The sequence below is a fragment of the Propionimicrobium sp. PCR01-08-3 genome (genome assembly GCF_030286045.1).
Lineage (GTDB): Bacteria > Actinomycetota > Actinomycetes > Propionibacteriales > Propionibacteriaceae > Brooklawnia.
Map to the genome: position 1 here is coordinate 520,846 of NZ_CP127390.1, position 23,364 is coordinate 544,209.

Consider the following 23,364-nt stretch of genomic DNA (forward strand, 5'->3'; position numbering starts at 1 on the left):
TTGACTTCCGCCGGAATACCACCAATGTTCGAGACTCTTGGTCTCACTTTCGACGACGTCTTGTTGCAGCCTCGTGAATCGGACGTCATCCCCAGTGAGGTCCGCACGAATGCCCGGCTGAGCCGCAATATCACCCTCAATCTGCCCTTCCTGTCCGCGGCGATGGACACTGTCACCGAGCAGCGGATGGCGATCGCAATAGCGCGCGAAGGCGGGCTCGGCGTCCTGCACCGTAACCTGTCGATCGAAGATCAGGCCAAGATGGTCGACCAGGTGAAGCGCTCCGAGGCCGGCATGATCGACGAGCCCATCACCATCGGCCCGGACGCGACCTTGCGCGACGCCGATGAGCTGTGCGCTACTTACCGCATCAGCGGCATCCCGGTGGTGGACGACCAGATGATGCTGCTGGGCATCATCACCAACCGCGACATGCGCTTCGAAACCGATCCCAACAAACTGGTCGGCGACGTGATGACCAAGATGCCGCTGGTGACCGCACCGGTCGGTATCAAGCAGGACGATGCCCTCACGCTGTTGGGCAAGAACAAGATCGAGAAGCTTCCCCTGATCGACGAGACCGGGCATCTGCGTGGCCTCATCACGCTGAAAGATTTCGTGAAGTCGGACCAGTATCCGAATGCCTGCAAGGATCCACAGGGCAGGCTGCGGGTCGGTGCCGCGGTCGGCGTCTTCGGGGACGCCTGGGAGCGCGCGATGGCCATGGTCGAGGAGAGCGTGGACTGCTTGGTCGTCGACACCGCGCATGGCCACTCGAAGGCCGAGGCCGAGTTCATCAGGCGGCTCAAGTCCGACCCCGCCACCCGGGGTGTCGACATCATCGGCGGCAACGTGGCGACCTACGAGGCAACCCGGGCCCTCATCGAGGCCGGTGTCGACGGCGTCAAGGTCGGTGTCGGCCCTGGTTCCATCTGCACCACCCGCGTCGTGGCAGGTGTGGGAGTGCCGCAGATCACCGCGATCCACAACGCCGCCCGGGCCGCGAAGCCCGAGGGCGTGCCCGTCATCGGCGATGGCGGCCTGCAATATTCCGGCGACACCGCGAAGGCGATCGTCGCCGGTGCCGACACGGTGATGCTCGGCTCGCTGCTGGCCGGCTGTGCCGAGAGCCCCGGCGAACTGGTCTTCATCAACGGCAAGCAGTTCAAGAGCTACCGCGGTATGGGATCGCTCGGGGCGATGGCCACCCGCGGCAGAACGATGAGCTACTCCAAGGATCGCTACTTCCAAGCCGATGTCACCAGCAACGACAAGATCATCCCGGAGGGCATCGAAGGGCAGGTGCCCTATCGCGGACCGCTCTCCCAGGTGCTCTACCAGCTGGCGGGCGGGCTGCATCAGTCGATGTTCTACTGCGGTGCCCGCACGATCGATGAACTGCAGAACAACGGACGCTTCGTCCGCATCACGTCGGCCGGGCTGCGCGAGTCGCATCCGCACGACATTCAGATGACGGTAGAAGCACCCAACTACTCCTCCCATGAGTGAGAGGCGGCACTGAGGCCGCATCCCGAGGGCCCGCCTGATGGCCAAGTAATGCACCCGGCGGCGTCATCCCCTAGATTGGTGGGGCGCGCCGGGAAGTAGATGCTGCTGGTTGATGGCCGGTGGACCCAGGTGCCAGCCGATATTGGAGGATCCATGCTGTACGACATCGGACGCAGCAAGCGCGCCGCGCAGGCGTTCTCGCTCGATGACGTGGCGATCATGCCCACTCGCCGTACCCGCGGAATAGAAACCGTCGATCTTGAGTGGAGGATCGACGCCTGCACCTTCGATTTCCCGTTGGTGGCAGCTCCGATGGACTCGGTGATGAGCCCTGCCACGGCGATTGCGTTCGGACGCCTGGGCGGTCTCGGGGTGCTGAACCTCGAAGGCGTGTGGACCCGCTACGAGAATCCGGAGCCGCTGCTCGACGAGCTCGCCCACGTCTCCGATGAGGCCGAAGCCACCCGCAAGCTGCAGCAGATTTATGCCGAGCCGATCAAGGCCGAGCTGATCTCGGAGCGGTTGCGTGAGATCCGGGAGGCGGGCGTCAACGTCGCCGGCTCGCTGAGCCCGCAAAACACCCAGGAGTTCGCCTCGGTGATCGAGAGTTCGGGTCTCGATTTCTTTGTGGTGCGCGGCACCGCAGTCAGCGCCCAGCATGTCTCGAATGCCGCCGAGCCGCTCGATCTTGCCAAGTTCATCTACGAGCTGGATGTTCCGGTCATCGTCGGCGGATGCGCCACCTACCAGACCGCACTGCACCTGATGCGCACCGGTGCTGCCGGGGTGCTGGTCGGCTTCGGTGGGGCGGCGACCTCGACCAACAGCCAGGTGCTGGGCATTGAGGTGCCGATGGCCACCGCCATCTCGGACGCCGCCGAAGCTCGCCGCGATTACCTGGACGAGTCGGGTGGCCGCTACGTGCACGTCATCGCCGACGGTTCGATGGGCTATTCGGGCGACATCATCAAGGCGCTCGCCTGCGGCGCGGACGCCGCGATGCTCGGCACGCCGCTGGCCCGGGCGACCGATGCTCCCGGACAGGGCTGGCATTGGGGCGCCGAAGCCTGGCACGAGAACCTGCCGCGCGGACGTCGCGTGCAGGTGGGGCAGCTCGGCAGCCTGAAAGAGGTCGTCACCGGGCCCTCACATACTCCCGACGGCACCATGAACATGGTCGGCGCGCTGCGCCGGGCGCTGGCGACGACCGGATACACCGAGGTGAAGGCCTTCCAGCGCATCGACCTGATCGTGCACTGACATGACCGCCGATCAGGAGCGGGCTCAGTCCGAGCTGCTGCAGCTACGCAGCAGCATCGACAATTTGGACGCTGCGCTGATTCATATCATGGCCGAGCGATTCAAGATCACTCAGCGGGTGGGCAGGCTGAAGGCCGAACACCGGCTTCCCGCGGCCGACCCGGCCCGGGAGGCCCAGCAAATCGAGCGGATGCGTGGCCTGGCCAGACAGTCCGACCTCGATCCCGAATTCGCCGAGAAACTGCTCAACTTCATCGTCCGTGAGGTCGTGCGGCACCATCTCGAGATCGCGGACGAACACGCCGGCAGCAATTAGGCGATCACGTCGCCGGAGCGTACGTTGCTGGGGATGCCGACCACCACGGCGCCGGGCGCGACATTCTTGACCACCAGCGCGTTCGCGCCGATCTTTGCGTCGTCGCCGACGGTGATGTCGCCGATCACCTTCGCGCCGGCACCGATCAGCACCCGGTTGCCGATGGTCGGGTGCCGCTTGAAACGACCCCGCGCGCGTCCACCCAAGGTGACCTGATGATAGATAAGCACGTCGTCACCGATGATGGCGGTTTCTCCGATGACCACGCCCATGCCGTGATCGATGAAGAAGCGACGGCCGATCGTTGCGCCCGGATGGATCTCGATTCCGGTGATGCCGCGGGCGAACTGGCTGAGCAGCCGGGCGGGAAACCGCATGCCCGGCTTGCGCCACAGCCAGTGCGCGATCCGGTATGCCCAGATGGCGTGCAGCCCCGAATAGATGATTCCGACCTCGAGTTTCGATCTGGCCGCAGGATCCTCGCGCTGAGCGGCGCCCAAGTCCTCGTCCAGACGCGACGCGACCAAGCGGACTCTCGAAAACAGGCTCACGTGCTCATCCAATCACCTGAAGTGGGGAACTGACCAGCAAAGACAACGATATGCGCAGCTGCCGGGAAACAGCCCGAGTCCCCTCCCCACGATCCGCGCCCGAAATCGAGAGCTGCGCCAGGTATATCTGGCGCGGGAGCAGATTTCGGGCGCAGATTTCGATAGCAGTGGCGTCCGGCGTAACGGCCGGCCGCGACAGGAGAGGGGAGTGCCTGACAGGGGCTATCTCAGTCGAGCAGATCGGCCCATAGCGGGGTCGACAGATACCGTTCACCGAGGTCGGGGACGATCGTGACGATGGTCTTGCCGGCATTCTCGGGGCGGTTGGCCAGCTCGAGGGAGGCAGCGACGTTCGCGCCGGCCGAGATGCCCGCGAGGATGCCGTCCTTTGCCGCCAGTTCACGGGAGATGTCGATGGCGGTCTGGCCCGGAATGGCCAAGATCTCGTCCAAGACCGACTGATCGAGCGTGTCGGGGACGAAGTTGGCGCCCATGCCCTGGATCTTGTGCGGCCCGGCGGTGCCCTGCGTCAGCAGCGGCGACTCCGCGGGCTCGACAGCAACGACCTTGACGGCTGGGTTTTGCTCCTTGAGGTATTTGCCCGCGCCGCTGACGGTGCCGCCGGTGCCCACCCCGGCGACGAAGATGTCGACCTTGCCGTCGGTGTCGGCCCAAATCTCGGGGCCGGTGGTCTGGTAGTGGATGGCCGGGTTGGCCTGGTTCTCGAACTGACGAGCGAGCACCGTGCCTTCCTGCTTGCCCAGTTCCTCTGCCTTGGCGACGGCACCCTTCATGCCGTCGGCGCCCGGAGTGAGCACGAGCTCGGCGCCGAAAGCGCGCAACACCGCGCGGCGCTCCTTGCTCATGGTGTCCGGCATGGTGAGGATCACTTTATAGCCGCGAGCAGCACCGACCATCGCGAGAGCGATGCCTGTGTTGCCGCTGGTTGCCTCGACGATCGTGCCGCCCGGCTTGAGCTCACCGGACTGTTCGGCGGCGTCAACCATGGCGACGCCGATTCGGTCTTTGACAGAGTCGGCAGGGTTGTAAAACTCGAGCTTGGCAATCACCTTTGCCCCGGCGTCGCCGACAACGCGATTCAACTTGACCAGGGGAGTGCGCCCAACTACGGCGGTGACATCGTCATATACAGTCATGGTCGCGTAACTAGCGTGGCTGGTGCTTCATTCCATACCCGCTGGGGTATTTGGACGCGGCCGCTCGCCACGGCACAACCAGCGCGAAGGCCGTGCCACTCGCTGCCGCGTAACCAGCGCCAAGGGGCCCGTCCACCAAGCAGACTTCCGGATGGAGCGTCATCTGCGCCCACAACCTGTTGTCTTCGCGGGACGCGGCGAAGGACCCCTAAACTAGAGCCCATGCCTTCACGTCCTGTCATTGTTATCGACTACGGTGCCCAATACGCGCAGCTGATCGCCCGCCGGGTGCGTGAGGCTCACGTCTTCTCCGAGATCATGCCGCACACCGCCACCGTGTCCGAGATCCTCGCCCGCGACCCACAGGCGATCATTTTGTCCGGCGGTCCGCAGTCGGTTTACGCCGAGGGCGCCCCCCAGGTGGACGACGGGCTTTTCACGGCCGGAGTCCCGGTCTTCGGCATCTGCTACGGCTTTCAGGTGATGGCCCAGTGCCTGGGCGGTGAGGTGCGGCAGACCCACACCTCGGAGTTTGGACGCACCCATCTCGATGTGGACGATTCGTCCCCGTTGCTCGCCGAGGTACCCGCCGAGTTGAGTGTGTGGATGAGTCATGGCGACGCGGTGACCAAGCAGCCGGACGGCTTTCGTCCGCTCGCCCACTCGCAAGGCGCCCCGGTCGCGGCATTCGCCGACCTTGGACGCAAGCTGGCCGGCGTGCAGTGGCACCCCGAGGTCGCCCATACCGAACTCGGCCAGCAGGTGCTGGAGAACTTCCTGTACAACGTGGCCGGCATCACCCCGGACTGGACGAGCGAGAACTTCGTGGCCGAGCAGGTCAAGGCGATTCGCGAGCAGGTCGGCGACCGGCAGGTGCTCTGCGGGCTCTCCGGTGGTGTCGATTCGGCGGTCGCCGCCGCCCTGGTGCAGCGGGCCATCGGAGATCAACTCACCTGCGTGTTCGTCGATCATGGCCTGCTGCGCAAGGACGAGGCCAAGCAGGTGCAGCACGATTTCGTCGAGGCTACCGGGGTGCGGCTGGTGGTCGCCGACGAGAAGGACCGCTTCTTGAACGCGCTAGCCGGGGTATCCGATCCGGAAACGAAGCGAAAGATCATCGGTCGCGAATTCATCCGCAGCTTCGAGGCGGCCGCCCGCGATATCGCAGGGGAGCGGGGCATCGAGTTCCTCGTCCAAGGCACTTTGTATCCGGACGTGGTCGAATCCGGCGGCGGCGACGGCGCGGCCAATATCAAGAGCCATCACAACGTGGGTGGATTGCCCGATGACTTGCAGTTCACCTTGATCGAGCCGCTGCGCACCTTGTTCAAGGACGAGGTCAGGGCCGCCGGTGTCGAGCTCGGCCTGCCCGAAGCCATGGTGTGGCGTCAGCCGTTCCCCGGGCCGGGCCTCGCGATTCGGATCATCGGTGAGGTCACCTGGGACAGGCTGGAACTGCTGCGTGACGCGGACGCCATCGCCCGCGCAGAACTGACCGCCGCCGGTCTCGACCGGGACGTTTGGCAGATGCCGGTCGTGCTGCTCGCCGACGTGCACTCGGTCGGCGTGCAAGGTGACGGCAGAACCTACGGGCATCCGATCGTGATCCGCCCGGTGTCAAGCGAGGACGCGATGACCGCCGATTGGTCGAGGCTGCCCTATGACGTGATCGAAAAGATCAGCACCCGAATCACGAACGAATGCCGCCAGATCAACCGGGTCGTCCTCGACGTGACCAGCAAACCACCGGCCACCATCGAGTGGGAGTGAGCGCCGCTCCTTGCGTTGATCGCCGGTGAGCAGGATTCAGCGCTCATGCAAACAGCTGGTCAAGCAACGAACTGTTGCTTGACCAGCTGCAATATGTCTATCGAATGGCGGCAGGATCAGTCGTCGGCGCGGAAGGCATCTGAGGGGCCGTCCGGATCGTCCGACAAACGAGCGTCACGGCGACGCTGGTAGTCGCCGTAGCGCTCGTGAATCTGGTCCGCACCGGTCTGGCCGCTGCCTTCGTCCGGAATTGCCAGCCAGGCGACGGCGTAGGCCGCGCACACAGTGCCGACGCTGAACAGCCCCAGCGCCACTGTCACGACCCGGATGATGGTGGGGTCGATGTCGAAGTATTCTGCAATGCCTCCGCAGACACCTGCGATGACCCGATGATCGCGGCTACGAACAAGTTTGCGAGTACTCATGAATCCATTGTCCCTTCTGTGGTGATGTATTCCTGCTCAATCTGTCATTTGGTTCAGATATTTGGTTGTGACGAATCTTCTGTGGTGATCGATGACTCACCCGTCCTCGGCCCGGGGCGGGCCACTGCGCTACCCGGAACGGCTGTCTGATCTGCGGCAAGAATTGCGGCGCCTGCGTTGCGGGTGTTGTGAAACGTGTGGTTTGTTTGCATCGCCCCAGCCAGCTCACCTTCATCACCCTCACCGCTGTCGATTGCGCTTGCGCCGGGGCAGCAGCCCGATCAGGCCGCCGGCGATCAGAATCAGCGGAGCGAGGATGCTGAGCGTGGTCATCGTGCTCACCATCTGGGCTTGGTTCAGTACGGCCATACCTGCCATCATCATGAAGACGAGTCCCACGATGATCGGCGTGGGTGAGAATCCGGATCCACGTCTCATGAGTCCACCCACAGTTGGGAATCGTGCGCGTCGATTGTGATGGTCAGCGTCGGGCGATCCTCGTCGACGATCTGCTGGTAACTGGCCTGACCCGACCCGGTATACAGGTCATCCGGCAGGGCGATGACCGACGAGGCGTAGGAGACTTCGACGATCACATTCTGATCATCGGGAATCGTCAGCGCGAACTGCGAGTCGTCAAGGTCGATGTACCACATCTGATTCTCGGTGATGGCCATCGAACTCAGATCGGTGGCGTCCTGCTGGCGGTAGTAGGTCACGTTCGTGAGCTCGCTCGGCGCCGCATAGGGAATCGTGTCGGGGCCGCGCGCCGCTGTCACCGTCAAGCCAACCGTCAGCAGCGTCGCGATGATGATGCCAGGCACGATCAATGCCTTCCCCGTCCCGAATCTGGCAACGATCATCAGCCCGAAACCGATGATTCCCAATGCGGCAGCGAGCGGAAGAATGACGTTGCCCTGATCCAGCAGCGTCGCGCCGAGAGCAGCCGCTGCCGCTACGGTGAGAGTGATCACAGTGACAACGGTGGCCTTGTCGGTCCGCGATTGCGGTGCCGGTGCCCAGTATCTGACGGCCTGCCGCTGCGAGTTGATGTTCTTCATGCGTTGCCGGCGTCCGGCCCAGATGGTCGCGGCGATGACGGCAATCGGGAGCCAGCCGAAACCGGCTATCGAACTGAGTACCAGGCAGGCCATCAAACCGAAGGCAAGCGTCCAGCTCGCCACGATGCGCGGCTGCAGCGTCCGCCAGCCATGGCCGAGATGGTCGAGAGGAGCCTCGTCGCTGGCCGAATTGCGGGTGAGCAACCAGCCGGCGAAGTAGGCAACCACACCGATGCCCGAGCAAAGCCCCGTCATCACGAACAGGCACCGCACGAGTAAAACGTCAAGACCGAGCCAGTTCGCCAGCGCAACGCTCAATCCGGTGACCGTGCCCTGAGTCCGCGTGCGCCTCAATTCGAGGAATTCGCGGGCCCAGTCGCGTTGTGGACGAGGCGCGTCCGGACGCAACGGCCACCGGTGAGACGGTGGCGGTACGGTCGCGGACATGGTTTCAAGTGTTGCCCGCGTTACGCAGACGCGGAACCGCTCTGAACCCCGACTGATCCCCGATATCGCACCTTACGGGAGCCTTCGGGGTCGCCCGGGTGGAATTGTCCCGGTGAACGTGTGAATCTTGAAGGGTGACGAACGTCCCGGGTCCCCCTTACCAGCAGCCGGGTTCGGTCATGTCCACCCCTCCGGGCCCGCCACCGCACCCCGAACGGAAACTGACCCGAGACCGATCGGATGCCTGGTTGGGCGGTGTTGCCTCCGGTATCGCAGCTCACCTCGGCTGGCCGGTCTGGCTGGTGCGATTGTGCTTCGTCGGTCTCGCTTTCACGAACTTCTTGACCGTCGGCGTCTATGCCGTCTTGTGGATCCTGATGCCGGCATCTCAGCCCGGCGAACAACCACCGGGACTACAGGCGGCAAGCCACCAGGGTATGCGGCAAGCAGAGACCTCCAAGGGTACGAGTACCGGCCGGATCATCGGGATCGTCATGGTTGGCCTCGGATTGACGATGGTCGCCAGAATGCTGGGCATGGGGCCGGCAAATTCCTTCTTCTGGCCGGTGCTGCTGGCTGCCATCGGTGTGGGGCTGGTGTGGCTTCAGGCCGATGACGATGACGAGATTCCTGCGCCCGCTCCCGGGGACGCGGCCGATACCGGGGCCGGACGCCACCGCCTGGCGCGCCTGATCAGCAGGCGGCGGCTCGCCGAGGGGACACGAGTGGTCGGCGGCATGACGCTGATCGGTTGCGCGGTGGCGCTGGCCGCTGCTTCGCAAGGCGGCGTGAGCCAGTTGCCGATGGTCGCAATGGTCGCAGGCCTGACGATTGCCGGTGTTGCCGTGGTGGCGGCGCCATGGATTCTCCGCTACCGACGCAAGATGGCGGCGGCCTACGAAGAGAAGCTGATCGCCGACACCCGGGCCGATATGGCTGCGCACCTTCATGACTCGGTGCTCCAAACATTGGCGTTGATCCAACGCCAGGCAGATGACCCGAAGCAGGTGGCCGCGTTGGCGCGCCGTCAAGAACGCGAGCTCAGGTCGTGGCTGTATGCCGATCAGGCCGGTCCGTCCACTTTGAAGGCAGCGCTCACCGAGGCCGGCGGTGAGGTCGAAGACGAACGCGGTGTTCCCGTCGAGGTGGTCTGTGTCGGCGACATCGAGTTGACCGACGACCTGCGGGCGCTCGTCCAGGCAGCGCGGGAGGCGATGATGAATGCCGCCAAGCATTCCGGGGCCTCGCTCATTGATGTCTATGCTGAGGTCGAACCCGAAGAGGACGCCTCGCTCGTGCAGGTCTTCGTCCGGGACCGTGGCAAGGGGTTTGATCCGGGCGAGATAGCGGACGACAGGATGGGCGTCCGCAAGTCGATCGTTGGCCGCATGGAACGCCATGGCGGCACCGCAAAGATTCGTTCGGCTCCCGGTGAGGGAACCGAGATCCGATTGGAGATGAAGGCATGACCGCTACCCAGCCCGAAACCACCCCCGAGCACACCGGGCCATGGCGGATCGTCCTGGTGGACGATCACGGTATCTTCCGGGCCGGTGTGCGTCACGAACTCGAGCAATCGCCGGACAAGGTCGACGTGGTGGGCGAGGGCGAAGACGTCGCCACCTCGGTGCGGACGATCACCGGCTCGGTGCCTGATGTGGTGCTGCTCGATGTGCATCTGCCCGGAGGCGGGGGAGCCGAGGTCATCAAGCAGGTGCACGAGACGCTGCCACAGGTGAAGTTCTTGGCGTTGTCGGTCAGTGACGCCGCGGAAGACGTCATCGGGGTCATCAGGGCGGGTGCTCGCGGCTATGTCACCAAGTCGATCAGCACCGCAGAACTCATCGAGGCGATCGGGCGCGTGGCAACCAACGATGCCGTTTTCTCGCCCCGGCTGGCAGGTTTCGTGTTGGACGCATTCTCCGGCTCGATCGACGTCGCGTCCATCGACGAGGATCTCGACCGGCTCAGCCAACGCGAGCGCGAAGTCATGAAGCTGATCGCTCGCGGCTACTCCTATAAGGAGGTCGCCAAGGAACTCTTCATCTCGATCAAGACCGTCGAGACGCACGTGTCGAGCGTGCTGCGCAAACTGCAGCTGTCGAACCGCTATCAGCTGACGAAATGGGCCACCGACCGGAAATTGGTCTGAAGACGCCTCGGCTCAGGCATGTGCCCGGCCGGACATCAAGGAGCGCTCGTCCATCAGAAGATGGACGAGCGCTCCTTGTTCGTGAAGACCTTGAGACGATCAAGGCCTTGAGGTGGTGAAGGCCTTGAGTCGATCAGGCCTTCTTGGTCATTTTGTTGTAGATGAAGGTCACCAGGAATCCGCCGAGGATCGCGATGATCCAGGTGCGCAGATCCCAGAACTGACCAAGGGGAACACTGAAGATCGCCGATGAGATCCAGCCACCGACGACCGCTCCGAGGATGCCCAGCAGTATGGTCATCAACCAGCCGCCGCCACCGCCGACGACGGCTCGCGCAATCGATCCTGCGATAAGGCCCAGGACAAGCCATGAGATGAACATCATGGGCCCCAATGTAGACGCGGACGCTCAACCGAGACGATGAACCACACGCCATTTAGGTGAATCTTCAGGGAGTTTGCGGTCGGCTACCCTGGAGGGGCTATGACTCAACCAGATCTGCTCGACGGCTTGAACCCACCCCAGCGCGAAGCCGTCATCCACGCCGGCAGCCCCGTCTTGGTGGTCGCCGGCGCCGGATCTGGCAAGACCCGCGTGCTGACCCGACGCATCGCACACCTGGTGTCCGAGCGCGACGTGCATCCGGGATCGATCCTCGCCATCACCTTCACCAACAAGGCCGCGGCGGAGATGCGCTCACGCGTCATCGATCTGGTCGGCAACCGGGCCCGGCTGATGTGGGTGTCGACCTTTCACTCGGCGTGTGTGCGCATCCTGCGCTCCGAGATCGACGCGATGGGCTTCCGCAAGACCTTCTCGATCTACGACGACACCGACGCCAAACGGCTGATGACCCTGGTCGCCCGCGACCAGAACCTCGACCCGAAGAAGTTCCCGCCCAGAGGCCTGCTGAACTGGGTGAGCAACTGCAAGAACGAGCTGATCACCCCCGCCCAGGCCCAGGCGAAGGCGTCCGGGCTCGACGAGGTGCGCGCCGAGGCCTACAAGGTCTACAACGAACGGCTGCGTTCGGCCAATGCTCTCGACTTCGATGACCTGATCATGACGACCGTGTTGCTGTTCGAGCAGCATCCCGAGATCCGCGAGGCCTACCGGCGCAGGTTCCGACAGGTGCTGGTCGACGAATACCAAGACACCAACCACGCGCAATATCTGCTGATCAAGCAACTGTGCGGCGATCTCGGCACCGACGATGGGCTGCCGGACGGTGCGCCGCGTATCGATCCCGGTGAGCTGATGGTGGTCGGCGATTCCGATCAGTCGATCTATGCCTTCCGCGGGGCGACGATCCGCAACATCCTCGATTTCGAGGACGACTTCCCCGGCGCCCGGACTATTCTGCTGGAGCAGAACTATCGCTCCACCCAAACCGTGTTGTCTGCTGCGAACGCGGTGATCAGGCATAACTCGGGTCGTCCCGAAAAGCGGCTGTGGAGCGATGCCGGGGACGGCGACAAGATCGTCGGCTATGTGGCCGACACCGAACACGATGAGGCCCGGTTCGTCGCTAATGAGATCGACTCATTAGTGGACAAGGGCCAGGGCAAATACTCCGACATGGCGGTCTTCTACCGCACGAACGCCCAGTCGAGGGCCTTCGAAGAGGTGTTCATCAGGCTGGGCCTGCCCTATCGGGTGGTCGGTGGCGTCCGGTTCTATGAGCGGCGCGAGATCAGGGACGCGCTGGCCTATCTGCGGGCGATCTCAAACCCCAGCGATGACGTCTCGCTGCGCCGCATCATCAACGTGCCGAAGCGGGGTATCGGGGAGCGTGCTGAGGTGTCGCTGGCGATGCTGGCCGCCAACGAGCAGATCAGCTTCGCCGAGGCCATCGATCGTGCCGAGGAAGCGCCCGGGATGGCGACCCGCTCGCTCAACCAGGTGAAGTCCTTCTCCCAGATGATGGCCGATTTCCGGGCGATGGTTGCTGCGGGCCTGCCTGCCAGCGAGATCCTGGAAGCGGTGCTCAAGCGCTCCGGAATGATCGACGAGCTGCGCAATTCCTCCGACCCGCAAGACGAGACCCGTGTCGAGAACCTCGTCGAGCTGGTCAAGGTTGCCCAGGAGTTCGTGGCGCTCGCCACCACCCAGGAACTCGTTGCCGGGGACGAGGCCGACTACGAGGTGACCGCGCCGTCCGACACCGAACTGGCGGACGAGCTGGCCGCCGCCCAGCCCGAACCCGATGCGTCCTTGGGAGCATTCCTGGAGCGAGTGGCTTTGGTGGCGGACTCCGACCAGATTCCGAACGCCACCGACGATGCCGGTGTCGTGACCTTGATGACCTTGCACACCGCGAAGGGCTTGGAGTTCGACACGGTCTTTCTGACCGGAATGGAGGACGGCATCTTCCCGCACATGCGGGCGATGACCGATTCCGCCGAACTCGCCGAAGAACGCCGGCTCGCCTACGTCGGTATCACCCGCGCCCGCAAGAAGCTGTACCTCAGCCGCTCGGTGGTGCGCACCATCTTCGGAAAACCGGCCTACAACCCGGAAAGCCGTTTCCTCGCCGAGATCCCCGAAGAACTCATCGACTGGCGGCGCAAGGTCTCCGAGGTTGCGAGTTGGGCGTCCACCGCGGCCGACCGGTCGGCCCAGGCCAGATCGGTGCTGGCATCGGGAACGGCCTTCGGATCGGGACGCGGCCCGGTCAAGAAAACTCTGCCCACAGTGAACACCGGCGACCGGGTGCTGCACGCCGCCTTCGGCATGGGAACGGTGGTGGCCACCAGCGGGGCAGGAGACAACGCCCGCGCCGACGTCGATTTCGGCTCCGGCGGGGTGAAGCGTTTCGTGCTGAAGTACGCGCCGCTGGAGAAACTCTGATCGGCGGCGCGGATTAAAGGCGCAGCGCGAAAACGCGGCTAGGCTAACCGCGTGGATCTATTCGAGTATCAGGCCCGGGATCTATTCGAATCCCAGGGCGTCCCGGTTCCACGGGGCATCGTCGCCAGCACCCCGGAAGAGGCCGAGCAGGCAGCCGCCCGGCTCGGCACGCCCGTCACCGTGGTGAAAGCCCAGGTGAAGACCGGCGGCAGAGGCAAGGCCGGCGGAGTCAAGGTCGTCCGTTCGCCAGAAGAAGCCGCGCGAGCTGCCGAGCAGATCCTCGGCATGGACATCAAGGGCCACACGGTGCACAAGGTGATGGTGGCCGAAGGCATCGACATCGCTGAGGAGTATTACTTCTCCTTGTTGGTCGACCGTGCAGAACGCCGCTGGCTGGCGATGTGCAGCACGCAGGGCGGCATGGATATCGAGACCTTGGCCGTGGAACATCCCGACGCTCTCGCCAGGGTGGCCGTCGATCCCAGAGCCGGGATCGACCAGGCCAAAGCCGAAGAGATCGTGGATGCCGCCGGATTCGCCGACCAGGACAAAGAGAAGGTGGCCGAGATCCTGGTCAAGCTCGGCGCAGCCTTCGTGGCCGAGGATGCCTCACTGGTCGAGGTGAATCCGCTGGTCAAGACGGGTTCCGGAGACATTCTCGCGGCAGACGCCAAGGTCAGCCTGGACGATAACGCGAGCTTCAGGCACCCGGGCCATGCAGACCTGGCCGACCACTCGGCGACCGACCCGCTCGAGTCCGAAGCATCCAAACGCGGTCTCAACTATGTGAAGCTCGACGGCAGCGTCGGCATCATCGGTAACGGCGCCGGCTTGGTGATGAGCACGCTCGACGTGGTCGCCTACGCCGGGGCCGATCTGCCCGGCACTCCGAAACCGGCGAACTTCCTCGACATCGGCGGCGGGGCTTCTGCACAGGTGATGGCCGACGGTCTTTCCATCATCTTGTCGGACGACCAGGTGCGGTCGGTGTTCGTGAACATCTTCGGCGGCATCACCGCGTGCGACGAGGTCGCCAGCGGTATCAAGCAGGCGCTCACCCAGTTGGGCGATCGGGCCACTCGTCCGCTGGTGGTGCGGCTGGACGGCAACAACGTCGACGAGGGACGCGCGATCTTGGCCGAATATGCGCACCCGAGCGTCCGGCTCGCCGAGACGATGGACGACGGCGCCCGGATCGCAGCCGAACTCGCGTCCGAACCGGGCGAGGCCGCGACGGAAGGAGAACCGCAGGCGGCCAGGCGAGGCACGGAATCCGAAGAGACCGACGAACCGGAAGACGCGCAACGGGCTTTGGACCCCGACGAGGCAGAACCCGACGAGGTGGAGGCTGCCGAACCGGCCGAACCACCGACCGGAGAGGTACCGGGCGAACCCGTGACCGAGTCCGGGCAGGCCGACGACGACCAGAAGGAGGCCTGAGATGGCGATCTGGCTCGGATCTGATTCGAAGATCATCGTGCAGGGCATGACCGGCTCGGAGGGCCGCAAGCACACCCAGCGGATGCTCGACAGCGGCTCGCAGGTCGTCGGCGGGGTGACCCCCGGCAAGGGTGGGCAGAGCGCCGGTTTCGAGGGCGTCGACCTGCCGGTCTTCGGCAGCGTCACCGAAGCCAAAGAGGCGACCGGGGCGAACACCTCGGTTGTCTTCGTGCCGCCGAAATTCACCGGCGCTGCGGTCAGTGAGGCGATCGACGCCGACCTTGATCTCGTGGTGTGTATCACCGAAGGTGTGCCGGTCGCCGACTCGGCCAGGTTCGTGAATCAGGCGATCGACGCCGGCGTGCGGCTGATCGGCCCGAACTGCCCGGGCATTATCTCGCCCGGTGAATCGAATGCCGGCATCATTCCTGCGTCGATCACCGGCCCCGGCCCGATCGGGCTGGTGTCGAAGTCGGGCACCCTGACCTACCAGATGATGTATGAACTGGGTGATATCGGCTTCTCGACGGCTATCGGTATCGGTGGCGACCCGATCGTCGGCACCACGCATATCGATGCGCTGGAGGCATTCGAGGCGGACGATCAGACCGAGGCCATCGTGCTGATCGGAGAGATCGGTGGTGACGCCGAGGAGCGTGCGGCCGCCTACATCGCCGAGCACATCAGCAAACCGGTGGTCGCCTATGTGGCAGGGTTCACCGCGCCCGAGGGCCGGACGATGGGCCATGCCGGCGCCATCGTTTCTGGTTCGTCCGGCACTGCTCAGGCGAAGAAGGAAGCGTTGGAGGCCGTGGGTGTCACCGTGGGGCGCACTCCCAGCGAGACGGCGGCGTTGATGCGCGAGATTCTTCACGGTTGATGAAGTTCGGCAGATGGCGTCATAACGAGCCGAGCACCCGCGTCCGGCAGTTGGAGGCGGTGGCCGAAGAGGCGGAACCATGGCGCGTGCCCTGGCCGGTGGCCAGTGCTCTTGCTGCCGTGGTGACGGCCGTGGCCGGGTGGATCCTGGTCACCGGATTCTGCGTGCTCGGCTGGATCTCGGTGCCTCAGCTCAAGGCCTCGGCGGTGCTGACGTTCAGTACCCAGGGCTGGCTGCTGGCGCACGGAGTTTCGCTGCCGCTCGCCGGCGCACAGCTTTCGATCATGCCGCTCGGATTGACCGCGATCATCGTGATCATCGGGTTGGGGGCCTGTCAACAAGCGAGCGTGCACTCCCGGCTGTCCGAGGCGGCCGGTTCCGGCAAACAACTGCTGCAGTTCAGCGGCGTGTTCGCACTCAGTTACGTCGTGATCTTGGCCATCGGACGCCAGGTCTCCGCGTCCGGCAGTACCGCCTCGAGCCTGCTGGGCGCGATCATCTTCGCAGTCGCGCTTCCGGTCGTCGGTTTTGCGCGCGCGCTGTCGTGGCGTCCACCCAAGTGGCAGCGCATCTTCCAGGCTGTGGCGATGTCGCTGACAGCAGGCGTCCTGGTGATGATCGTGGCCGGAGCGGCAGCGGTCGCTGCGACCCTCATCCACGGACGCGCGCAGGTCATGATGATTCATGAGTCGCTGCTGCCCGGGAATCTGGGCGCGGTGATGCTGCTTGCCGGCCAGCTGGCCTGGCTGCCGAATCTGGTGTTGTGGGGCGGCTCCTGGGCAGCGGGAGCCGGCATCCAGCTGGGCGTCGACACCGTCGTTTCTCCGGCCCAGACCACACTCGGCATGCTGCCATCGATCCCCGTACTCGGCGCGGTTCCTCCGGTGGGGGCCATGCCGCACAGCTGTCTGCTCTGGCTGACCAGCGGCGTGCTGGCGGGTGTGCTGGCGGCGGTGGTGCTCGTCCGCCAGCTGCAAACCGATGCCCGGGCGCAGGGCAAGCAACTCGGAATCGATGTCACAGCGATGGCCGGAGCGCTGGCCGGGGTTGCGTGTGGTTTGGTCTTCACGCTGCTGCAGGTACCTGCCGGAGGCGATCTGGGCGCGGTGCGCCTGACTTCACTCGGAGCGAGAATGACCGTCCTGCTGGTGATGGCCCCGGCGACCATGGGTCTGGCCGGGATGGCGACCGGTGCGGTGCTGGGCTGGCGCGATGGAAGTGGCACGTGGCGATCTGTCGATGCCGAAAGCACCATTGACACCGCGCCCGTGACCGATGGCGAAGAAGAACTGCCGACCACTGTCGTCAGACCCTGATCAGGGTGGAAGATCGGTCGATCGGGGCGCACGAGGACGGGTAGGCTTCGGAAAGTGACATCTCGAGTTGTCGTTTTGTTATCCGGATCGGGAACCCTCTTGCAAGCGTTGTTGGACGCTGCCGCCGAGCCCGGTGCACCGTTCGAGATCGTCGCCGTCGGCTCGGAACGCTCCGATGCCTACGGGCTCACCAGAGCCTTGGAGGCAGGCGTGGCCACCTTCGTGTTGCCGATGATGGCCGACCGCGACGAATGGGATGGCAAGCTCGCCGAGACCGTCGCGAATTACCGGCCCGATCTGGTGGTCAGTGCCGGGTTCATGAAATTGGTCGGGCCTGCTTTCTTGGAGAAGTTCGGTGGCCGGTTCATCAACTCGCATCCGGCCCTGTTGCCCAGCTTTCCGGGCACGCATGCCGTCAGGGACGCGCTTGCCGCAGGCGTGAAAACCACCGGGGCAACGGTTTTCATGGTTGATGAAGGCGTCGACACCGGACGAATCCTCGTCCAGCAAGAAGTCGACGTGCTACCCGGAGACGACGAAGTGACTTTGCATGAACGTATCAAGGTGGTCGAGCGGACGATGCTCGTCGGGCAAGTGAGCGAACTGGTGAAGGAGAAGCATGACTGAGCTGCAACCGATCCGAAGGGCCCTGGTTTCGGTCTATGACAAGACGGGGCTGGTCGAGTTGGGCAAGCAACTCGTTGCCGCAGGGGTCGAGATCGTCTCGACCGGCTCGACCGCAGGCAAGCTACGGGACGCCGGAGTGCTGGTGACCGGGGTCGAAGAGCTGACCGGATTTCCCGAATGCCTGGACGGCCGCGTCAAGACGCTGCATCCGAAGGTGCACGCCGGCCTGTTGGCCGACCGCCGGTTGGAATCGCATCGCCAGCAGCTCGACGAGCTGGGCATCGAGCCCTTCGACTTGGTAGTCGTGAATCTTTATCCGTTCACCCAGACCGTGGCCTCGGGTGCGACCCCGGACGAGTGTGTCGAGCAGATCGACATCGGTGGGCCCTCCATGGTACGGGCCGCCGCGAAGAATCATCCGAGCGTGGCGGTCATCACCTCGCCCGAGCAGTATGGATTCGTTGCCGACGCGCTGGCCGCCGGCGGCACGACCCTGGACGCCCGGCAGCAGCTCGCCGCCAAGGCATTCGCGCACACCGCCGCCTACGACATTGCGGTGGCGACCTGGATGGGTTCGGTGCTCACCGACACCTCCGATGATGACGGCTTCCCGGCCTGGGCCGGTGCCAGTTGGACGAAGGTCGGAGGGCTACGCTACGGCGAGAACTCCCACCAGCCGGCGGCCTTGTACGCCGGCCAGGACGGCTCGGTGGGGATCACCCAGGCCACCCAGCTGCACGGCAAGGCGATGAGCTATAACAACTTCACCGACGGCGACGCCGCTTACCGCGCCGCCTACGACTTCGACGAGCCGGCGGTGGCGGTCATCAAACACGCCAACCCGTGCGGTATCGCTGTCGGCGCCGATATCGCCGAAGCGCACCGCAAGGCGCATGCCTGTGATCCGGTTTCGGCCTTCGGCGGAGTGATCGCGACCAATCGTCCGGTTTCTGTGGAGATGGCCAACCAGGTGGCCGACATCTTTACCGAGGTCATCATCGCCCCGAGCTACGACGAGGGCGCGGTCGAGATCCTGGAGGGCAAGAAGAACATCCGGATCCTGGTCGCCGAGCCCTATCGTCCCATCGATCCGAGGATCACCCAGATCTCGGGAGGGGCGCTGCTGCAACGCGCCGACAAGATCGACGCCGAGGGCGATGATCCGGCGAACTGGCAGTTGGTCAGCGGAGATGCCGCGGACGAGCAGACCCTTGCCGATCTCGAGTTCGCCTGGCGCGCCTGCCGTTCGGTCAAGTCGAACGCGATTCTGCTGGCTTCGGGTGGGGCTTCGGTGGGCGTCGGGATGGGCCAGGTGAACCGGGTGGATTCCTGCAAGCTGGCGGTCGAGCGGGCGGGGGATCGAGCCGCGGGTTCGGTGGCGGCCTCCGATGCATTCTTCCCGTTCAGCGACGGTCCGCAGATCCTGCTGGACGCAGGCGTCCGTGCGATCGTGCAGCCCGGCGGGTCGATCCGCGATGAGCAGACAATCGAGGCATGCCAGGCCGCCGGAGTCACCATGTACTTCACCGGGACGCGGCACTTCTTCCACTGAGCGAGTTTTGACCGAAGCCACGATTGAGAGCACATGTCGGATGAGCTCCGGCGAATGTGGTTGCCGTCGTTCGCCGAAAAGGAAAAGATAGGCTCACTTCCCGGCAACTACATCCACCTCCGCCGGATGAGAACAGACGCTCACGACTTCGGTAACTGCGCAGACGGCTTGATACTTTGAGGAGCAAGAGATGACTGCAGGACGCATCGACGGCAAACAGGTGGCCGCCGACATCAAGGTGGAGCTGGCCGGCAGGGTGGCGGCACTCAACCAGCGCGGTATCGCGCCAGGGCTCGGCACGCTGCTGGTCGGGGATGATCCCGGCAGCCAGATCTATGTGGCGGGCAAGCACCGGGACTGCGCCCAGGTGGGCTTGGAGTCGATCCGCGTCGATCTGCCGTCCGATGCGTCCGAAGCTCAGGTCGGTGAGGCCATCGCATCATTGAACGAGGACCCGAAATGCACCGGGTACATCGTCCAGTTGCCGTTGCCCGGCCACCTCGACGACAACTGGGCGCTGGAGCAGATCGACCCGAAAAAGGATGCTGACGGTCTGGCCCCGGTCAGCCTGGGCAAGCTGATGCTCGGTCAGAGCGCGCCGATCGCCTGCACCCCTCGCGGCATCGTCGAGCTGCTGCGCCGCTACGAGGTGCCGATCGCCGGAGCCGAGGTCTGCATCATCGGACGCGGCACCACGGTGGGGCGTCCGCTGGGCGTGCTGCTCAACCGGAAATCACTGAATGCGACCGTGACCCTGTGCCATACCGGCACCCGCGACCTGGTCGAGCATGTGAGGCGGGCGGACATCGTGGTGGCGGCCGTCGGCAGAGCCCAGATGATCACGGCCGACATGATCAAGCCGGGCGCGGTGTGCATCGATGTAGGCGTGACCAGGGTGGACGGCAAGCCGGTCGGCGATCTCGCGCCCGATGTCTGGGACGTTGCCTCGTTGGTGACCCCGAACCCGGGCGGCGTGGGCCCGATGACCCGGGCGATGCTGCTGAACAATGTGGTCGATATGGCCGAGGGAACACTCTGAGGCAGCGCGGCGGACTGAGGTGCCGAGCGGTTACCCGCGTAACGTCTCGATCTGGTGATTCACGATGACGGTGGCCATCGGGTAGCCTCCATCGAAGAGACGGTGGAGGTCAGACAAACAATGAACGATCGGAGTACCGCGCCCGGCGAGGACGACCTCGCCCAAGACTTGAGCGGGCAGCCGGCGGATGCGTCCGGTCCGGCGACCATCGTGGCCGCTCCGGAGGAGGCTCTCGCCCGTGGCCGAAGGTCCGAGGTGTTGAGTCCTTGGCCGCTGCTTGCGGTACTTGCCGTCTTCGCGATTGGGATCCTGCTTGTTGTCAATTGGCATTGGCGGCGCGGATCGGTGCTGATCGGCGGCGCGGTCGTGTTGGCGGGCGGACTCCGACTGATCCTGCCACCAAAATGGGTCGGCTTGCTGAAGGTACGTAACAAGGCCTTCGATGTCGCGCTGATGGCGGGTCTCGGTGTCGCCATCATGGTGCTCGGCATGGCCGTGCCCGGGGTTTACGTGCCATGACTATGAATCAGGCGTTCGGCGACTCAGCCCGCAGAATCTCCAGACGAACAGCATTGGGACTGGGGGCCCTCGGCCTTGGTGCGCTGGGGGCCGGAGCTCTTGCCGGCTGTTCTTCCCCCGCACCGACGCCCACATCCGGTTCTTCGCCGAGCATGACCCCTACGCCGAGCATGACCCCTACGCCGAGTAACGCAGCCAGCGAGTTCGTTTTCGCCTCGTGGCTGCTGAGCGACGATGCGTCGAGTGCGGCATTGCAGGAGGCCATCGACCGCTATGCCGAGACGAGCGGTGCGACGATCACCACCGCGACCTACTCTTACGATGAATATCGTGACCGGCTGCTGGAGCAGGTCACCGGAGACGAGTTCAGCGGGGCGCTCCACATCGATAGCGCCTGGCTCCCCGATTTCGCAGCGACCGGCAGGCTGGCCGAGGTCGGATCCTTGGCCAGAGGAGCAGGATTCACCGACCGCGCGTTGCTGATCGGTGAATCGTCCGGGAACCAGCTGGGGCTGCCACTGACCAATGCCGCGATCGGTTTGATCGCGAACCAGGATTTATTGGACGCTGCCGAGATCGTCACGATGCCGACCACCCTCGACGCATTCGATGAGGCGCTTCGAGCACTCAAGGATTCGTCGGCTGACGTGGTTCCCTATGCCGGCCTCACCGAGCAATCTCGGCTGCATGAGATGCTGGTCTGGATGCAGACCTTCGGGTCGCCGATCATTGACGGCGGCACGTACGTGATCGGCGACGACGCGTCGGTTCAGGCGATGATCTGGTACAAGAGCCTCCTGGACGACGGGCTGATCGTCCCCGACATGGGTCGAGATGCCGCACGTTCGCTTTTCGCTCAGGGGAAAGTGGGCTTCTACGACGATGTGCCCGCCGCACGCGATGCTGTGTTGGAGGCCGATCCCGACGGTGAGCTGAGCGAGGCGATGATGCCGGTGCCGCGCCCGGTGCTCAAGGCGGATGACGACTCGCATGCCCTGGCGTGCGGGCAACTGATCGTCCTGGTCGATTCGGACGCGTCGTCGGCAGCCGGCGAATTTGCGAAGTGGCTCACCAGGGACGAAGAACAGACGGTCGCATTCTTCGAAGAACTCGGATTGCCGCCCAGCACGGATGCTGCGCTCAACAACGAGTCAGTGAAGCAGGATAGCTTCATCTCGGCATTCAGCGAGAAGATCACCGCCACGGCCATGCCGTCGCCGCTCGCCGGCTACGCGAAACATACTGGCATGGAGGCCGCGCTGGCCGAACAGATCGCCTCGGCTTTGCACGGCGATGCCTCGCCCTCCGATGCGATGAAAGCTGCCGGCGAGGCGATCACGAACCTGATGGTTTGAAGGAAATCGCGCCGGCTTCCGACCCATAGGGGGGAAACCGGCGCGATGTGTTGCTCAGTAGCGACCGACGATCAGATCAGGCCGAGATCCTTGACGGCCTTCTTCTCGTCCAGCAGCTCGTCGACCGAGGCCTGCAGCTTGGACTTGCTGAAGTCGTCGAGGTCGAGACCCTGAACGATCTCGTACTTGCCGTCCTTGACGGTGCACGGGAAGGAGCTGATGATGCCTTCGGGGACTCCGTAGGAGCCGTCGGCCGGAACAGCCATCGACACCCAGTCGCCCTCGGGCGTGCTGGACAGCCAGTCGTGCATGTGCTCGACGGTGGCATTGGCGGCCGAGGCAGCCGAGCTTGCACCGCGCGCTGCGATGATCGCTGCGCCGCGCTTGGCGACCTTCGGGATGAACTCGCCTTCGATCCAGGCGTGATCCACCAGCGAGCTCGCCGGCTTGCCGGAGACCTGTGCATGGTAGACGTCCGGGTACTGGGTGGAGGAGTGATTGCCCCAAATGGTCATGTGCGAGACCTCGCCGACGCCCACGCCGACCTTCTTGGCGAGCATCGCCTTGCCGCGGTTGTGGTCGAGGCGGGTGAGGGCATTGAAGCGGTCGTTGGGGATGTCGGGAGCATTGCTCATGGCGATCAACGCGTTGGTATTGGCCGGGTTTCCGGTCACCAGAATGCGAACATCGTCGGCGGCCGACTCATTGAGCGCCTTGCCCTGAGCGGTGAAGATCGCGCCGTTGGCGCTCAGCAGATCGCCGCGCTCCATGCCGGCCTTACGCGGCATCGCGCCGACAAGCATCGCGACATTCACGCCTTCGAAGACCTTCTTGGGGTCGTCGCCGATGACGATATTGGTCAGATTCGGGAAGGCGCAGTCGTCCAGCTCCATGACGACACCCTCGAGCGCCTTCAGGGCCGGGGTGATTTCGAGGAGCCGCAACTCAATGGGGCGATCGCCCAGCAGCGATCCGCTGGCGATACGGAAAAGCAGGTTGTAACAGATCTGGCCGGCTGCACCGGTCACAGCTACCTTGACTGGAGTCTCACTCACGAGGATTCCTCTTCTCGACATTGGTTTGAGTCCGACGCTCCTAGGCTAGTGCAGTCGAACATTTCCCGGGCGTCCAGGGCCC

At 64.4% G+C, this 23,364-nt stretch carries 21 protein-coding genes and 1 pseudogene; 15 read left to right on the forward strand and 7 right to left on the reverse strand.

The genetic code is table 11. The features are described from left to right. Positions 1-24 precede the first annotated feature (24 nt). From guaB to QQ658_RS02550, 3 genes are all read left to right on the forward strand, one after another. Positions 25-1,509 carry an IMP dehydrogenase gene (guaB, locus tag QQ658_RS02540; RefSeq protein ID WP_286026115.1) on the forward strand — a complete coding sequence of 495 codons (1,485 nt, stop codon included), beginning with the start codon at positions 25-27 and terminating at the stop codon, positions 1,507-1,509. 156 nt (positions 1,510-1,665) lie between these two features. Further along, positions 1,666-2,769: a GuaB3 family IMP dehydrogenase-related protein gene (locus tag QQ658_RS02545; RefSeq protein WP_286027016.1), complete on the forward strand. Its 1,104-nt coding sequence runs from the start codon at positions 1,666-1,668 to the stop codon at positions 2,767-2,769. A gap of 1 nt (position 2,770) precedes the next feature. After that, on the forward strand, positions 2,771-3,085 hold the full coding sequence (locus QQ658_RS02550) for a chorismate mutase (RefSeq protein ID WP_286026116.1): 315 nt from the start codon (positions 2,771-2,773) through the stop codon (positions 3,083-3,085). Here the strand turns inward: QQ658_RS02550 and cysE are convergent. Beyond that, positions 3,082-3,636 carry a serine O-acetyltransferase gene (gene cysE / locus QQ658_RS02555; protein WP_286026117.1) on the reverse strand — a complete coding sequence of 185 codons (555 nt, stop codon included), beginning with the start codon at positions 3,634-3,636 and terminating at the stop codon, positions 3,082-3,084. The genes QQ658_RS02550 and cysE overlap by 4 nt on opposite strands. A gap of 227 nt (positions 3,637-3,863) precedes the next feature. Continuing rightward, the gene (gene cysK / locus QQ658_RS02560; protein ID WP_286026118.1) at positions 3,864-4,793 is read right to left on the reverse strand and encodes a cysteine synthase A; all 930 of its coding nucleotides are present in this window, start codon (positions 4,791-4,793) and stop codon (positions 3,864-3,866) included. A gap of 222 nt (positions 4,794-5,015) precedes the next feature. Between cysK and guaA the strand changes: the two genes are divergently transcribed. Then, on the forward strand, positions 5,016-6,563 hold the full coding sequence (gene guaA / locus QQ658_RS02565) for a glutamine-hydrolyzing GMP synthase (RefSeq protein ID WP_286026119.1): 1,548 nt from the start codon (positions 5,016-5,018) through the stop codon (positions 6,561-6,563). A 116-nt stretch (positions 6,564-6,679) separates the two neighbouring features. Here guaA and QQ658_RS02570 read toward each other — a convergent pair whose 3' ends face one another. From QQ658_RS02570 to QQ658_RS02580, 3 genes are all read right to left on the reverse strand, one after another. After that, on the reverse strand, positions 6,680-6,988 hold the full coding sequence (locus QQ658_RS02570) for a PspC domain-containing protein (protein ID WP_286026120.1): 309 nt from the start codon (positions 6,986-6,988) through the stop codon (positions 6,680-6,682). Between the two features lie 240 nt (positions 6,989-7,228). Continuing rightward, positions 7,229-7,426, reverse strand: coding sequence for a hypothetical protein (locus tag QQ658_RS02575; protein ID WP_286026121.1), 198 nt, complete (start codon positions 7,424-7,426; stop codon positions 7,229-7,231). Continuing rightward, positions 7,423-8,496, reverse strand: coding sequence for a PspC domain-containing protein (locus QQ658_RS02580; protein WP_286026122.1), 1,074 nt, complete (start codon positions 8,494-8,496; stop codon positions 7,423-7,425). Before QQ658_RS02580 ends, QQ658_RS02575 begins: the two co-directional genes overlap by 4 nt. A 179-nt stretch (positions 8,497-8,675) precedes the next feature. Between QQ658_RS02580 and QQ658_RS02585 the strand changes: the two genes are divergently transcribed. Then, entirely contained in the window at positions 8,676-9,965 is a 1,290-nt protein-coding gene (locus tag QQ658_RS02585) for an ATP-binding protein (protein ID WP_286026123.1), read from the forward strand. Further along, the gene (locus tag QQ658_RS02590; RefSeq protein ID WP_286026124.1) at positions 9,962-10,648 is read left to right on the forward strand and encodes a response regulator; all 687 of its coding nucleotides are present in this window, start codon (positions 9,962-9,964) and stop codon (positions 10,646-10,648) included. Before QQ658_RS02585 ends, QQ658_RS02590 begins: the two co-directional genes overlap by 4 nt. A gap of 133 nt (positions 10,649-10,781) precedes the next feature. On the opposite strand, the gene QQ658_RS02595 is transcribed toward QQ658_RS02590, so the two are convergent. Then, positions 10,782-11,033, reverse strand: coding sequence for a GlsB/YeaQ/YmgE family stress response membrane protein (locus QQ658_RS02595; protein ID WP_286026125.1), 252 nt, complete (start codon positions 11,031-11,033; stop codon positions 10,782-10,784). A 99-nt stretch (positions 11,034-11,132) separates the two neighbouring features. On the opposite strand from QQ658_RS02595, the gene QQ658_RS02600 reads away from it, so the two are divergent. From QQ658_RS02600 to QQ658_RS02640, 9 genes and pseudogenes are all read left to right on the forward strand, one after another. Continuing rightward, positions 11,133-13,499, forward strand: a complete 2,367-nt coding sequence (locus tag QQ658_RS02600; RefSeq protein ID WP_286026126.1) for a UvrD-helicase domain-containing protein — start codon at positions 11,133-11,135, stop codon at positions 13,497-13,499. Positions 13,500-13,550: 51 nt separating this feature from the next. Then, positions 13,551-14,717 (forward strand): annotated as a pseudogene (sucC, locus tag QQ658_RS02605) (ADP-forming succinate--CoA ligase subunit beta); the annotation flags it as partial. Between the two features lie 223 nt (positions 14,718-14,940). Next, positions 14,941-15,819 carry a succinate--CoA ligase subunit alpha gene (sucD, locus tag QQ658_RS02610; RefSeq protein WP_286026127.1) on the forward strand — a complete coding sequence of 293 codons (879 nt, stop codon included), beginning with the start codon at positions 14,941-14,943 and terminating at the stop codon, positions 15,817-15,819. Continuing rightward, positions 15,819-17,135, forward strand: a complete 1,317-nt coding sequence (locus QQ658_RS02615) for a cell division protein PerM (protein WP_286026128.1) — start codon at positions 15,819-15,821, stop codon at positions 17,133-17,135. The genes sucD and QQ658_RS02615 overlap by 1 nt, the downstream gene beginning before the upstream one ends. Positions 17,136-17,189: 54 nt before the next feature. Further along, a complete protein-coding gene (purN, locus tag QQ658_RS02620) occupies positions 17,190-17,762 on the forward strand; it encodes a phosphoribosylglycinamide formyltransferase (protein ID WP_286026129.1) in 573 nt (190 codons plus the stop codon). Next, positions 17,755-19,314 carry a bifunctional phosphoribosylaminoimidazolecarboxamide formyltransferase/IMP cyclohydrolase gene (gene purH / locus QQ658_RS02625; RefSeq protein ID WP_286026130.1) on the forward strand — a complete coding sequence of 520 codons (1,560 nt, stop codon included), beginning with the start codon at positions 17,755-17,757 and terminating at the stop codon, positions 19,312-19,314. The genes purN and purH overlap by 8 nt, the downstream gene beginning before the upstream one ends. A gap of 190 nt (positions 19,315-19,504) precedes the next feature. Next, positions 19,505-20,353: a bifunctional methylenetetrahydrofolate dehydrogenase/methenyltetrahydrofolate cyclohydrolase gene (locus QQ658_RS02630; protein WP_286026131.1), complete on the forward strand. Its 849-nt coding sequence runs from the start codon at positions 19,505-19,507 to the stop codon at positions 20,351-20,353. Positions 20,354-20,473: 120 nt separating this feature from the next. After that, positions 20,474-20,872, forward strand: coding sequence for a DUF3017 domain-containing protein (locus QQ658_RS02635; protein ID WP_286026132.1), 399 nt, complete (start codon positions 20,474-20,476; stop codon positions 20,870-20,872). Continuing rightward, on the forward strand, positions 20,869-22,227 hold the full coding sequence (locus tag QQ658_RS02640; RefSeq protein WP_286026133.1) for an extracellular solute-binding protein: 1,359 nt from the start codon (positions 20,869-20,871) through the stop codon (positions 22,225-22,227). Before QQ658_RS02635 ends, QQ658_RS02640 begins: the two co-directional genes overlap by 4 nt. A gap of 71 nt (positions 22,228-22,298) precedes the next feature. On the opposite strand, the gene QQ658_RS02645 is transcribed toward QQ658_RS02640, so the two are convergent. Next, the gene (locus QQ658_RS02645; RefSeq protein WP_286026134.1) at positions 22,299-23,282 is read right to left on the reverse strand and encodes a malate dehydrogenase; all 984 of its coding nucleotides are present in this window, start codon (positions 23,280-23,282) and stop codon (positions 22,299-22,301) included. Positions 23,283-23,364 lie beyond the last annotated feature (82 nt).

Coding starts and splice junctions, on each gene's coding strand:
- guaB (WP_286026115.1), top strand. CDS start 25: ATGTTCGAGACTCTTGGTCTCACTTTCGACGACGTCTTGTTGCAGCCT.
- QQ658_RS02550 (WP_286026116.1), top strand. CDS start 2,771: ATGACCGCCGATCAGGAGCGGGCTCAGTCCGAGCTGCTGCAGCTACGC.
- cysK (WP_286026118.1), bottom strand. CDS start 4,793: ATGACTGTATATGACGATGTCACCGCCGTAGTTGGGCGCACTCCCCTG.
- guaA (WP_286026119.1), top strand. CDS start 5,016: ATGCCTTCACGTCCTGTCATTGTTATCGACTACGGTGCCCAATACGCG.
- QQ658_RS02570 (WP_286026120.1), bottom strand. CDS start 6,988: ATGAGTACTCGCAAACTTGTTCGTAGCCGCGATCATCGGGTCATCGCA.
- QQ658_RS02575 (WP_286026121.1), bottom strand. CDS start 7,426: ATGAGACGTGGATCCGGATTCTCACCCACGCCGATCATCGTGGGACTC.
- QQ658_RS02580 (WP_286026122.1), bottom strand. CDS start 8,496: ATGTCCGCGACCGTACCGCCACCGTCTCACCGGTGGCCGTTGCGTCCG.
- QQ658_RS02585 (WP_286026123.1), top strand. CDS start 8,676: ATGTCCACCCCTCCGGGCCCGCCACCGCACCCCGAACGGAAACTGACC.
- QQ658_RS02590 (WP_286026124.1), top strand. CDS start 9,962: ATGACCGCTACCCAGCCCGAAACCACCCCCGAGCACACCGGGCCATGG.
- QQ658_RS02595 (WP_286026125.1), bottom strand. CDS start 11,033: ATGATGTTCATCTCATGGCTTGTCCTGGGCCTTATCGCAGGATCGATT.
- QQ658_RS02600 (WP_286026126.1), top strand. CDS start 11,133: ATGACTCAACCAGATCTGCTCGACGGCTTGAACCCACCCCAGCGCGAA.
- sucD (WP_286026127.1), top strand. CDS start 14,941: ATGGCGATCTGGCTCGGATCTGATTCGAAGATCATCGTGCAGGGCATG.
- QQ658_RS02615 (WP_286026128.1), top strand. CDS start 15,819: ATGAAGTTCGGCAGATGGCGTCATAACGAGCCGAGCACCCGCGTCCGG.
- purH (WP_286026130.1), top strand. CDS start 17,755: ATGACTGAGCTGCAACCGATCCGAAGGGCCCTGGTTTCGGTCTATGAC.
- QQ658_RS02630 (WP_286026131.1), top strand. CDS start 19,505: ATGACTGCAGGACGCATCGACGGCAAACAGGTGGCCGCCGACATCAAG.
- QQ658_RS02635 (WP_286026132.1), top strand. CDS start 20,474: ATGAACGATCGGAGTACCGCGCCCGGCGAGGACGACCTCGCCCAAGAC.
- QQ658_RS02640 (WP_286026133.1), top strand. CDS start 20,869: ATGACTATGAATCAGGCGTTCGGCGACTCAGCCCGCAGAATCTCCAGA.